This window comes from Methylocystis sp. Se48, assembly GCF_056269425.1.
This window is the reverse complement of record NZ_CM149850.1, coordinates 3523220-3535029: the sequence shown is the minus strand read 5'-3', so window position 1 is coordinate 3535029 and position 11810 is coordinate 3523220. Positions and strand designations below refer to the sequence as shown.

General features: G+C 66.0%; 11 protein-coding genes. 6 read left to right on the top strand and 5 right to left on the bottom strand.

What is annotated here, in order from left to right; genetic code table 11:
- Positions 1–24: 24 nt before the first annotated feature.
- A complete protein-coding gene (locus ACV959_RS17185; RefSeq protein WP_475737762.1) occupies positions 25–270 on the bottom strand; it encodes a hypothetical protein in 246 nt (81 codons plus the stop codon).
- Between the two features lie 238 nt (positions 271–508).
- Here ACV959_RS17185 and ACV959_RS17180 point away from each other — a divergent pair, with 238 nt between their 5' ends.
- From ACV959_RS17180 to ACV959_RS17160, 5 genes are all read left to right on the top strand, one after another.
- Positions 509–787 carry a hypothetical protein gene (locus ACV959_RS17180; protein ID WP_475737761.1) on the top strand — a complete coding sequence of 93 codons (279 nt, stop codon included), beginning with the start codon at positions 509–511 and terminating at the stop codon, positions 785–787.
- A 61-nt stretch (positions 788–848) separates the two neighbouring features.
- A complete protein-coding gene (locus tag ACV959_RS17175; RefSeq protein WP_475737760.1) occupies positions 849–1133 on the top strand; it encodes a hypothetical protein in 285 nt (94 codons plus the stop codon).
- 447 nt (positions 1134–1580) lie between these two features.
- Positions 1581–1814 carry a hypothetical protein gene (locus tag ACV959_RS17170; RefSeq protein WP_475737759.1) on the top strand — a complete coding sequence of 78 codons (234 nt, stop codon included), beginning with the start codon at positions 1581–1583 and terminating at the stop codon, positions 1812–1814.
- A gap of 74 nt (positions 1815–1888) precedes the next feature.
- The gene (locus ACV959_RS17165; RefSeq protein WP_475737758.1) at positions 1889–2827 is read left to right on the top strand and encodes a hypothetical protein; all 939 of its coding nucleotides are present in this window, start codon (positions 1889–1891) and stop codon (positions 2825–2827) included.
- A gap of 210 nt (positions 2828–3037) precedes the next feature.
- Positions 3038–5926 carry a hypothetical protein gene (locus ACV959_RS17160; protein WP_475737757.1) on the top strand — a complete coding sequence of 963 codons (2889 nt, stop codon included), beginning with the start codon at positions 3038–3040 and terminating at the stop codon, positions 5924–5926.
- A 112-nt stretch (positions 5927–6038) separates the two neighbouring features.
- Here the strand turns inward: ACV959_RS17160 and ACV959_RS17155 are convergent, their stop codons facing one another.
- The 3 genes from ACV959_RS17155 to pdhA are packed head-to-tail and all read right to left on the bottom strand — an operon-like array spanning position 6039 to position 9200.
- Positions 6039–7139, bottom strand: coding sequence for a dihydrolipoamide acetyltransferase family protein (locus ACV959_RS17155; protein ID WP_475737756.1), 1101 nt, complete (start codon positions 7137–7139; stop codon positions 6039–6041).
- Positions 7136–8116: an alpha-ketoacid dehydrogenase subunit beta gene (locus ACV959_RS17150; protein WP_475737755.1), complete on the bottom strand. Its 981-nt coding sequence runs from the start codon at positions 8114–8116 to the stop codon at positions 7136–7138. The genes ACV959_RS17155 and ACV959_RS17150 overlap by 4 nt, the downstream gene beginning before the upstream one ends.
- Positions 8109–9200 (bottom strand): pyruvate dehydrogenase (acetyl-transferring) E1 component subunit alpha, encoded by a 1092-nt coding sequence (pdhA, locus tag ACV959_RS17145; RefSeq protein WP_475737754.1) that lies wholly within the window; start codon positions 9198–9200, stop codon positions 8109–8111. Before pdhA ends, ACV959_RS17150 begins: the two co-directional genes overlap by 8 nt.
- A gap of 209 nt (positions 9201–9409) precedes the next feature.
- Between pdhA and ACV959_RS17140 the strand changes: the two genes are divergently transcribed.
- Complete coding sequence (locus tag ACV959_RS17140) at positions 9410–10513, top strand: Glu/Leu/Phe/Val family dehydrogenase (protein ID WP_475737753.1); 1104 nt, start codon at positions 9410–9412, stop codon at positions 10511–10513.
- Positions 10514–10530: 17 nt separating this feature from the next.
- Here ACV959_RS17140 and ACV959_RS17135 read toward each other — a convergent pair whose 3' ends face one another.
- Positions 10531–11721, bottom strand: coding sequence for an acetyl-CoA C-acyltransferase (locus tag ACV959_RS17135; protein WP_475737752.1), 1191 nt, complete (start codon positions 11719–11721; stop codon positions 10531–10533).
- Positions 11722–11810 lie beyond the last annotated feature (89 nt).

Here is an 11810-nt window from a genome sequence, read left to right as displayed (position 1 = left end):
CGCGGCGGCGCCCGATCGCTGAGATCAGCCACAGACCCAGACCCAGCCGCCGGCGAAGCCCGGACGCCAGCACGAGCCCGAGCCGTAGGGATGCCAATGGCCGCCCCAATAGCGTCCGCCGCCCCAGCCCCAGTGCGGGCCATGGCCCCAGTAGCCGTGGCCGCCGTGCCAGCCCCCGTGCCAGTGTCCGCCCCACCCATGCGCATAGGAGGCGGAGGGAAGCGCCAGCATGGCGGCCAGCGCGGTCGTGAAAGTAAGCTTGCGCAACATGATTTCACTCCATCGATTGGGGACCGTTCGAAGTCCTTACGGTTCGCGAAATGCGAATATGCGGAGTGTGCGCCGAAACCATCCCGCCGTTCGTGCGCCGACGCACAGGCGACGCAATGGACGGCCGCCGCGCGCTGGCGAAACTTCGCCGGGCGATGTCCGGCGCCGCCTGTCGACGCGCCCTCGAGCCGGTCGGATAATGAGGGCAGCGTCGTGAAAGCGATAAGGGGGGGGTCAGATGCTGCAACGCCTGCCGCCGCCGCTGCGTAAAGCCGTCGGACTCACCTTCGGGTGGATCTTTTTCGCTTTCTCGCTGCTGGCGATCCCGCTGAGCGTCGTGACGCTCATGCGCTGGTTTCAACTCTCCTGGCTGCCGGCGCTCGTTTGCGTTTTCGTCGTTACGCTCATTCCCTACGCAGGCCGCTTCGCCTATCTCGGGCTGTCGATCATCGGCGTCTACTATGTGATCGACGCCGGGTTCAGTTTTTCCGACGCGGTCGGCGTCTTCATCGACTGACGCGACGTTCGCGGCGCGGAAAGCCGGCGCCGCGAAACCATGGCGAGGGAGAAGGGATCGCATGCAGCTCACGGCGTCCGTCGGCGACCTGTTCTCGGCGGTGTTCAATGGCGCGCCGGACGCGGAAAGCGCAGAAAAATACACCGCGCAGGTTACGGCGCTGATCTCGCTCTACATTTGTATTGTCGGGATTTTCCTCATCGGAGTCTACATCCGCGCGCAATATCGGCGGAAAGGCCTCCAGGCGGAGCGCCGGACCTTCCGGATCTGGGTCGCATTTTCGCTGCTGTTTTCCGTTCTGATGATCGCCGCCTATGTCGGAGTTTTTCTGGCGACGTCGGGTTAGGCGCGCCGGCGGAAACCCGTAATTTTGAGCGCCGCCGGGGCTTGGCTTGTCGACGGCGCGAAGCGGCGTCAAATTTGCATGAGAATTTCGCGCCGGCCTTGGAAAGGTCGCGATTGTGATTTCTCATTGAGTTGAAAGCGTTCTGCCGCGAGTCGTTCAGGCGGCGATGTCTCGTAGGAACGGCGCGCTTTCATTGGCGCGATTCGGGCGCCGAAAATGCTGCTGTTCATGTCCGACAATCTTGACGGGTGGAACGCGGCGCAATGCCGCATATCGGGCGTCGCCCCGTCGCGGCTCGCCGGCGCCGGCCCGCAACGGCGAGTTAATATCCAAAAAAGCGATAATTTGACGCGATACTTCCTATTTTAAAATGAGAGTGGTCGGCGATACGTTTTTTTCAGGTTCGTCGGCTCCTATCGGTCGATGCGAAAGCTGGAGGAGGTATCAGTGAAGCCGAAATTCGCACCTTTCACCGACCTGGCCTTCGCCAGGGCCGCGACCGCCGCCGTCGTCCAGCGTCTCCACGAACTCGAGCGCGACCTCGCGGAGAAGGAGGCCGCGCTGAAGAGAGCGGAGGCCGATCTGGAGCGTGAGCGCTTGCTCAACTATTCGCTCGCCGCCCGCCCGGATTGTGGCGAGGATCGTCACGCCTGGGGTCTGGAGCCCGGCGTCGGGCTCTGAACGTCCGCGCGGCCCTGCATTGGTCTGTCATGGAACGCGGGAGCGGCTTTGGTCTCCTGTGACGAAGTCGCGCCGTGGCGGCGCCCTCCGCTTCGGCGCAAAAGGAGTGGTTCGCCAGCGTCGTCGAGTCGGTCTGGAAAGCCAACATTCGGGATATGTGGCTCAAGGAGTTGAACGGCGCAAAGAGCAGCCGTTCGCAAAGAGCTCGGGCGCTCCTGCTTCGCACGGTGAAGGACGAAATCGCCGGATTTCGGGAAATTCCCTCGATCGAACAACTCCCGCCGGATTTCGGGGAGAAGCTGATTTCCGACCACGAGGACTGCCTGCGAGAACTGGAGAAGGAGCTTTTTCAAAACGCGCCCCTTACCGAAGAGATCTGCGACGGCCTGAAACTGCTGGCAAAATTGATGCACACGCAGCAATGGTTCCATCCCGACCATTTCAGCGGACTGGTCGTCGCCGGCTACGGCGAAGCCGAGCCGTTTCCCTCCGTATATATCTACAACATCGGGACGATCGCCTCCGGCAGATTGAGGTGGGTGAAAAGCGACGAGGCCCATGTGAATCGCAAGCATCCCGTCATCGTCATTCCTTTCGCGCAGACCGATATGATCGACCTGTTCTGCAGCGGCATTTTTCCGTCCCTGAAGGATCGGCTCGCGGAAATTATCGCCAAGTGCCTGCCGCCGCAGAAGACGGCGGGAAAGACGAAATCGAGCGTTCGGGACATCGAGAAAAATGTCCGGGAAATCATCGAGCGGGAGTTCCAGAAGGAATATACGCTGCCGCTGATCAGCGCCGTCGAGGCGCTGTCGCGCTACGATCTGGCCAGAATGGCGGAGGCGCTGGTCAGTCTGACGGCGTTCAAGGCGCGAATGTCCGTGGAACAGCAGGAGACCGTGGGCGGCCCGATCGACGTCGCCGTCATCTCCAGGGGCGAAGGTTTCGCCTGGTTGAAGCGAAAAAGCCCCATGGAAGCGGAGGACGCCGTTTCCGGCTTTTTGATTCGCTGAGAGAAGCGACGACGATCCGGTCGCGCGCGGCGGCGGCGCGCGAAAGGACCGAGCGGGCCGCGACGACGGATGGGCGCGTCGGACATGACCGAGGCGCTTTCGCGGTCGAAGGCAAATTAAAATTAAGTTGTCGTTTCAACGCTATTTTCACGGTCCCATGCGACACGCGGCGCATGGGCGCAGAGAAATTGCGATACCGGGGAGTTTCCCATGATTAAGTTTGTTCGCGCGATTGCCGCCGCCGTGGCGGCGGCCGCGCCGGGTGTCATTTCCCTGACCGGGCTGGCGGCTCCGGCCGCGGCGCAGACCGCAGCTTCCGTGAGCGTGAACGCGGCGGCCAGCCGGGCGGTGATCCCCGGTCCCGCCTGGGGACTGAACGCCGCCGTGTGGGACGGAAATCTGCTCGACGCCGCCGTGCCGGGTCTGGCGTCGCGCGCCGGCGTTGCGGCGCTGCGCTTTCCCGGCGGATCGACCTCCGACGTCTACAACTGGCAAACGAACTCCATCGTCCCCGGCCAGAGCAGCTACGCGAACCCCAACAATAATTTCGACGCCTTCATGGGTCTGGCGAACAGGCTGGGCGCGACGCCGATCATCACCGTGAATTACGGCTCCAACCCCGCAGGCAATGGCGGCGGAGACCCGAGCTTCGCGGCCTCCTGGGTGCGATACGCCAATGTCACCAAAGGCTACGGCGTCAAATATTGGGAGATCGGCAACGAAGTCTACGGAAACGGCATCTACGGCGCGGCCTGGGAGACGGATCTGCACGCCCAGCGCGATCCGGCGACCTATGGCAGAAATGTCGCGCAATTCGCCGCCGCGATGAAGGCCGTCGATCCGTCGATCAAGGTCGGCGCCGTGCTGACGGCCCCCGGCAATTGGCCGGACGGCCTGTCGCCCGACTGGAACACGAGCGTTCTGGCGCAATGCGCCTCCGCGATCGATTTCGTCATCCTGCACTGGTATCCGCAGGATCCGGGCGGGGAGTCGGACGCGAACCTGCTCGCCGCGCCCCAAAACGGAACGCCCGGCCGCTCTCCCTCGATCGCCGCCATGGCGTCGAGGGTGAAGTCGCTGCTCGCCCAATATGCGGGCGCGCGCGCTGCGACCATCCAGATTCTCGTCACCGAAACAAACTCGGTTTCATACAATCCGGGCAAGCAGACGCTCAGCATCGTCAATGCGATGTTCGTCGCCGACAGCATGCTCTCCTGGATCGAGAACGGCGTCACGAGCGTCGACCTTTGGGATCTGCACAACGGCCCCGTCTGGGGGAATAATTCGTCCGGCCTTTTCGGCACGGCGACCTATGGCGACTACGGCGTTCTCTCGAACGGACAATCGGGCGAACCCGCCGCCAATACGCCCTTCCCGGCCTATTACGGATTTCAGATGGCCACGCTTCTCGGGAAGGCCGGCGACACGCTGGTCGACGCCTCCTCGAGCAACAATTTGTTGACGGCGCACGCCGTCCGGCAGGCGAATGGAAGCCTGGCGCTCCTCCTGATCAACAAGGATCGCGACAACACCGTCAACGCCAGCGTATCGCTCTCGGGCTTCAATCCGGGCGGGACGGGTACGGTCTATTCCTACACGCCGACGAGCAGCGGCGTCACTTCGCGCAGCGTCAGCGGGCAGGGCGCGTCTTTTTCCATCGCGGCGCCGCCCTATTCGCTGACGGCGATCGTGCTCGCGGGAACCGCGACCCCGCCGTCGCCGAGCTTCACGCTCTCCGCGAATCCGTCGAGCCTGTCATTCGCGCAGGGCGCCTCCGGCGCGACGACGATTTCCGTCGCTCCCGCCGGCGGGTTCAGCGGCAATGTGACTTTCGCCGCGAGCGGCCTGCCCGCGGGCGTCACCGCGAGCTTCAATCCGCCGTCCTCCGCGACGTCGACGACGCTCACGCTCGCCGCCAGCCCCTCGGCGCCCACCGGCGTCGGCGCCTTCACCATCGCCGGCGCGAGCGGCGCGCTGAGCGCGACGACGGGCCTCGCCCTGACGATCACCGGCGCCTCGTCGGGCGCCGGTCCAGCGACCTTTGCCGGCAAGGCGTCGACCAACAGTCCATGGTTCAACGAGGAAAACGTCGTCCTTTCGACGACGGCCCCGATCACCGCGCTGACCGTGACCATCACCGTTCCGGCTACGGACGTCGCCTATAGCGGCGCCTACAACACTTTCGGCGGGCAGATCGTCAACAGCCACACAGACGGCGCGACTATCGTTTATTCCTTCAGGCTGAGCCCGGGCCAGACAATTGCGCCGGGCTCCGTCACTTTCGCGGCGCAGATGAGCGGGAACGGCGCGACGCATGACGTCTCGGGCGATTCCTGGACGGCGACCTATACGTCCGGCGGCGTGACCTATACGCGGTCGGGGACATTCACCGGGGCGGCCCCGCCGCCTCCGCCTCCTCCGCCGTCTCCGAGCTTCGCGCTCTCCGCCAATCCGGCAAGTCTGTCGATCGCGCAGGGCGCCTCGGGCCCGGCGACGATCACCGTGAACCCTGCCGGCGGATTCACCGGCGACGTGGCCTTCGCCGTGACCGGCCTGCCCTCCGGGGTCACGGCGAGCTTCGCGCCGACGTCCTCGCCGACGTCGACGACGCTTACGCTCTCCGCGAACGCGTCGGCGGCTGTTGGAACCGGCGCCCTGACCATCACGGGGACGAGCGGCGCGCTGAGCGCAACGACATCGCTTCCGCTGACGGTCACCGGGGCCTCTTCCGGATCCGGCCCGGCGACCTTTACCGGCCGGGCGTCGACCAACAGCCCGTGGTTCAACGAGGAAGACGTCATGATGTCGTCGACGGCGCCGATCACCGCGCTGACGGTGACGATCGCCGTCGCGGCCACGGATGTCGCCTACAACGGCGCCTATAATACGATCGGCGGGCAAATCGTCAGCAGTTACGCCGCCGGCGCAAACCTCGTATATACCTTCCGGCTGAGTCCCGGCCAGACGATCGGCCCGACCACGGGCCTCTTCGCGGCGCAAATGAACGGCAACGGAACCACGCACAACGTCGCAGGCGATTCGTGGACGGCGACCTATGTCTCGGGGGGCGTCGCCTATACGCAGTCGGGGAGGTTCTGAGCGGCGGACTTCCCCTCGCGATCCCGTTGAACGAATGCGCCCGCCCCCGTCGGCGGGGGCGTTTGCGGCGCGTCGCGCGTCCCGGGCCCTCGCGAAAGAGCGGCCGCCGCCGTCAGGCCGCGAGCGCCAGGTCCGACATGACGGCGGCGAGGAAGCGCCCCGCCTCTCCACCCGACACGACTCTGTGATCGAAGGTCAGGCTGAGCGGCAAGATGCGGACGACGGCGGGCGCGCCGCCTCTCCCGACGACGCCTTCGCGAATACGGCCGGCGCCGAGGATGGCGACAGTGGGCGGCAGCACGACAGGGGCCGCGTATCGCCCCGCGATCGTGCCGAAATTCGACAGGGTGATCGTCGCGCCACGCAGCTCTTCCGGCGGAATGCGCCGGGCCGCGACGTCCGCCCGCATTCGATCGAGCCCGGCCCGCAGATCCGCGACACCGCGCGTCGCAACATTGCGCAAGACGGGAACGAAGAGCCCTTCCGGCAGATCGACGGCGATGCCGAGGTCAATTTTCTTCAGCACACGGCGGGACAGCGTCGCGCTTTCGTACCAGCAATTGAGCGCCGGCTCCGCCTGACAGCCCTTCACCAAAGCGCGGATGAGGCGCATCGTGACGTCCACGCCCGGAGGCCAGGCGTCGATGACGGCGTCGTCCATGAGCGTCGCCGGCGCGACCTCGGCCTGCGCGAAGGCCATGTTCTGCGCCATGGCGCGACGCACCCCGCGCAAAGGCTCCGCGGGCTCCGCCTCGGCGAGGACGCGCGCGACGCGCCGAACGTCATCTTGCGTGACGAGGCTGTCCGCGCCCGAGGGCGTCACCAAGGACAGATCGACGTCGAGTTTGCGGGCGAGCGCGCGCACGGCCGGCGTCGCGCGGATCGCCGTTCCCGCGCGCCCCACCGCGATCGCCGCCTCGCGAACCACGCCGCCGCCCGTCTCCACCGAACCAACGACCGTTCCCGCGTCTTCCTCCGCCGGTCCCTCGAAGGCGACGAGCGGCGCTCCGACATGAATGATGTCGCCCGCGCCCGCGAACAGCCTTTCGATGCGCCCCGCGCGCGGCGATGGAATTTCGACGACGGCCTTCGCCGTCTCGACGGCTGCGAGCGGCTGATCGACGGCGACGACGTCGCCCGGCGCGACGCGCCATTCGACAAGCTCGGCTTCCTGCAACCCCTCGCCGAGATCGGGGAGCCGAAACGTTTTCATGAGCCCTCCATGACGCCGCGGACGGCGTCGACGATCCGTTCGACATTCGGAATATAATGTTTCTCGAGCCGCGACAGCGGCACGACCACGTCATAGCCCGTGACGCGCGCAACCGGCGCGAGCAGGGAGTAGAGCGCCTTTTCAGCGATCTCGGCGGCGATCTCGGCGCCGAGGCCCGCCGTGCGCGGCGCTTCGTGCGCAATCACGCAACGGCCGGTCTTTTCCACGGAGCGCAGGATCGTCTCCATATCGAGCGGCTTGACGGTCGCGACGTCGATGACCTCGACGTCGATCCCTTCCGCCTCCAGCGCGTCCGCCGCGGCGAGCGCCTCGCGCATCATCGCGCCCCAGGCGACGATCGTCGCATCGGCGCCCTCGCGCGACACGAAGCAGGCGTCGAGCGGCAAACTCTCGCCGTCGTCGACGACCTCCTGCTTGAACAGGCGATAGAGGCGCGTCGGCTCCAGAAACACCACCGGATCCGGGTCGCGCATCGCGGCGAGCAAAAGTCCGTAGGCGCGCGCCGGCGACGACGGAACGACGACCCGCAGCCCGGGGATATGCGCGAAAAAGGCCTCGGGGCTTTCGGAGTGATGTTCCGGCGCGTGAATGCCGGCGCCATAGGGCGAACGCAGCACCATGGGGCAGGTCAGGCGCCCGCGCGTGCGATTGCGCAAGCGGGCGGCGTGGTTCGCCATCTGATCCATGGTCGGATAGATAAAGCCGGTGAATTGAATTTCCGCCACAGGCTTCAATCCCATCGCCGCCATGCCGATGGCGACGCCCGCGATCGCGCCTTCCGCGAGCGGCGCATCGATCACCCGCTCGCGTCCGAAACGCGCCTGCAAACCGTTCGTCGCGCGAAACACGCCGCCATTCACGCCGATGTCCTCGCCGAGAAGCAAAACGCTCTCATCGGCGGCCATTTCATAAGCGAGCGCCCGATTCACCGCCTCCACAAGGGTCAGTTCAGCCATGACCGCCTCCTTCTCCCGACGCGAAGCGGCGCGCGAGGCTACGTTGCGCTTCCAGCGCCCGAGGAAGCGCTGCGTGGAGATGATCGAACATCGCGTCGACGGTCGGCGGTTCAACGGCGAGATAGGCGGCGACGGCGCGCTCCACCTCCCGCGCGCATTCCTCGAGCAGCGCCGTTTCCTTCTCGGCTGTCCAGGCGCCCCTGCGGACGAGATAGGCGCGCAGACGGGCGATCGGCTCGCGCTTCCATGCGCGCCGCACGATTTCCGGATCGCGATAGCGGGTCGCGTCGTCGGCGGTGGTGTGGTCTCCCAATCTGTAGGTCAGCGCCTCGATGAGGGTGGGTCCATTCCCCGCGCGCGCTTTTTCGATCGCCTCGCGCGCCATAGCATAAACGGCGGAAACGTCGTTGCCGTCGACCTGACGTCCGTCGACGCCGACGGCGACGCCCTTCTGGGCCAGCGTCTCCGCGGCGCACTCGAGCGCGCGCGGCGTCGAGATCGCCCAGCCGTTGTTGTTGATGACGATGACGACCGGCGCGTTCCAGACGCCAGCCATGTTCAGCGCTTCGTAGAAAGCGCCGTTCGCGGTCCCGCCATCGCCGATGAACGTCACCGCCACGCGATCCTCGCGCCGAAGCTTGAACGCGTAAGCGGCGCCCACGGCGTGCGCCGCCTGGGTCGCGACCGGCACGCAGTTGGGGAAATCATGCCGCGCGCGGGCGAAATCGCTGCCGCGCTCGTCGCCGCCCCAATAGAGCAGACATTCGGTCATGCTCATCCCGCGAAGGAACTGCGCGCCATGGTCGCGATAGGACGGAACGAGAACGTCCCGCTCCGCCATCGCTGCGGCGACGCCCACGCCGACGGCTTCCTGACCCAGCGCGGAGGCGAAGGTGCCCAGTTGCCCTGTGCGCTGCAGCGCGATCGCCTTGCCGTCGAAGACGCGCGTGAGCGTCATCGCGCGGTAAAGCGTCAGCAACGTCTCGTCGCTCAAAGGCGGCGGCGTCGGGCCGCAAAGCTCGCCCTCGGGCGAGAGGAATCGCAGGATGTCCGCCGGAAGCTCAACGCTCGTATGCAGGCCCATGTGAACGCTCTCGCCATCGTCTAACATCGCTTGGACCAATTCAGCGCCATTACGAAAACGCACCTAGCGCGTCATGCGCCGAAGTCACGCTGGTCCCTTCCGATTTTGGAGCCTGACTCGCGTGGCCTGACGAATCGTCCCCAGAAAGAAGCGCACTTGACGGCGAACCGCGCGCTTCCAACCTAGAATGCATGGCGAGCGACGCATCTATGGATCTTTTCGCCCTCGGCGACGCATTCGGACCCGCGAAGATCGTCCACCTGCACATGCAATCCGTCGGTTTGCGCGCCATCGTCGTCATTGACAATGTGGCGGCCGGGCCCGCCATCGGCGGGACGCGAATGGCGCCCGACGTCACGGTGACCGAATGTTTCCGGCTCGCGCGCGCCATGACGTTGAAGAACGCCGCCGCCGGCCTGCGGCATGGGGGCGCAAAATCCGTCATCGTCGGCGATCCGCGCATGCCGCCTGCCGACAAGGAGCGGCTGATACGCGCTTTCGCGACGGCGATCGCGCCGCTCGCCGAATATATTCCCGGCCCGGATATGGGGACGAATGAAACCGCGATGGCGTGGATCCACGATGAAATCGGACGCGCCGTGGGTCTGCCGGCCGAGATCGGCGGCATTCCGCTCGACGAAATTGGCGCGACAGGGTTTGGCGTATCGATTGCGGCCGAAATCGCGGCGCCTTTCGCCGGGCTCTCTCTGGAGGGCGCGCGCGTCGTGGTTCAGGGCTTCGGCGCCGTTGGCGAACACGCCGCCCGTTTTCTCGCGCGCAAAGGCGCGCGTCTCGTCGGGGTCGCCGACATCAACGGCGCCATTCTGAACCCGGACGGACTCGACATCGAGGCGCTGGCGGAGCTGAAGCGTTGCGGAAAGAGCGTCGTCGACTATCGGTCGGCGACTCCCATACCCAATGAAGCGCTCGTCTCCGCGCCCTGCGACATCTGGATCCCGGCGGCGCGGCCCGACGTCCTGCGCGCCGACAACGTCGACCGCCTCGCCTGCAAGCTCGTCGTCCAGGGCGCCAATGTTCCAGCGACGAATGAGGCGGAACGGCGCATGTTCGAACGCGGCGTCGTCAGCGTCCCCGATTTCATCGCCAACGCCGGCGGCGTGATTGCCGCCGCCGTCGAATATGGCCGCGGAGTCGAGACGACCGCCTTCGCGGCGATCGAAGAGAAAGTCGGCCGCAATACGCGTCTGATCCTCGAGCGCGCCAGGGAGTTGAACATTCCGCCGCTGGAAGCGGCGACGGCGCTCGCCATCGACCGCCTGCGAAAAATGACAAGTCTGAGGCGCTGGCGTTAGCCTCCTGCGCGAACCCGTCAGTGAAGACGCTCGATGGCGATGGCGGTCGCTTCGCCGCCGCCGATGCACAGGGCGGCGACCCCTTTTCGAAGACCGTAGCGTTTCAGCGCCGAGAGCATCGTCGCGACGATGCGCGCGCCGGATGCGCCGATCGGATGGCCGAGCGCGCAGGCGCCGCCGTGAATATTCACTTTCTCGTGCGGAAGACCGAGTTCGCGCATGGCCGCCATCACGACGACGGCGAAGGCTTCGTTGATTTCGTAAAGATCGACGTCCTCCGGGCGCCAATGCGCCCTCGCCATGAGTTTTCGGATCGCTGCGATCGGCGCCGTGGGGAATTGCGCGGGCGGCCCCGCATGCGTGACATGGCAGACGATCTTTGCGAGCGGCGCCAGTTTGCGCCGTTCCGCCTCCCGTGCGCGCGTCAGCACGAGCGCCGCCGCGCCGTCGGAAATGGCGCTGGAATTCGCCGCCGTCAATGTTCCGCCCGGACGAAAGGCCGGGCGAAGCCGGGGGATCGCCTCGACCGCCGCTTTCTGCGGCAGTTCGTCGCGCGAGATCTGCGCTTCCGTCTTCCCGCGCCCGACGCACACGGGGACGATCTCTTCAAGGAATGCGCCCTCGCGCTCAGCCCTTTGCGCGCGCGTGAGCGACGCAGCCGCGAATTCGTCCTGCATCTCGCGGGTGAACTGATAGGCGGTCGCGCAATCCTCCGCAAAGTCGCCCATCAGCCGTCCCTTTTCATAGGCGTCCTCGAGTCCGTCGAAAAACATGTGATCGAGCGCGCGTCCGTGGCCCATGCGGAATCCGGCGCGGGCGCGATCCAGCAGGTAAGGCGCATTGCTCATGCTCTCCATGCCGCCTGCGACGACGAGGTCCGCGCTTCCGGCGAGAAGCTGATCATGCGCCGACATGATCGCCTTCATGCCGGAGCCGCACATTTTGTTGAGCGTCACGCAACCCGCCGCTTCGCCCAGACCGGCGCCGCGCGCGGCCTGCCGGGCGGGCGCCTGACCGAGACCGGCGGTCAGAACGCAACCCATCGCGCATTCGTCAACGGCGCCGGCGTCGATTCCCGCGCGCGAGACGGCGGCCCGGATCGCCTGGGCTCCGAGTTCAGGCGCAGACGTATCCTTGAAATCGCCGAGAAACGCGCCGATCGGCGTCCGCGCCGCGCCGACGACGACAACCGGATCGACCGCGCTCATGACATCCGCCTTTCCGCGCAATTCACTATTTTTAACTAGCGTGCGTCGACGGAGAAGAAAGACGCACATCTCGTCGCGACCAAATCCGG

What these genes read in the sequence shown, in the direction of transcription:
- ACV959_RS17160 (WP_475737757.1), top strand. Translation starts at nt 3,038, where the DNA reads ATGATTAAGTTTGTTCGCGCGATTGCCGCCGCCGTGGCGGCGGCCGCG.
- ACV959_RS17180 (WP_475737761.1), top strand. Translation starts at nt 509, where the DNA reads ATGCTGCAACGCCTGCCGCCGCCGCTGCGTAAAGCCGTCGGACTCACC.
- ACV959_RS17140 (WP_475737753.1), top strand. Translation starts at nt 9,410, where the DNA reads ATGGATCTTTTCGCCCTCGGCGACGCATTCGGACCCGCGAAGATCGTC.
- ACV959_RS17175 (WP_475737760.1), top strand. Translation starts at nt 849, where the DNA reads ATGCAGCTCACGGCGTCCGTCGGCGACCTGTTCTCGGCGGTGTTCAAT.
- ACV959_RS17135 (WP_475737752.1), bottom strand. Translation starts at nt 11,721, where the DNA reads ATGAGCGCGGTCGATCCGGTTGTCGTCGTCGGCGCGGCGCGGACGCCG.
- ACV959_RS17155 (WP_475737756.1), bottom strand. Translation starts at nt 7,139, where the DNA reads ATGAAAACGTTTCGGCTCCCCGATCTCGGCGAGGGGTTGCAGGAAGCC.
- ACV959_RS17185 (WP_475737762.1), bottom strand. Translation starts at nt 270, where the DNA reads ATGTTGCGCAAGCTTACTTTCACGACCGCGCTGGCCGCCATGCTGGCG.
- pdhA (WP_475737754.1), bottom strand. Translation starts at nt 9,200, where the DNA reads ATGGGCCTGCATACGAGCGTTGAGCTTCCGGCGGACATCCTGCGATTC.
- ACV959_RS17150 (WP_475737755.1), bottom strand. Translation starts at nt 8,116, where the DNA reads ATGGCTGAACTGACCCTTGTGGAGGCGGTGAATCGGGCGCTCGCTTAT.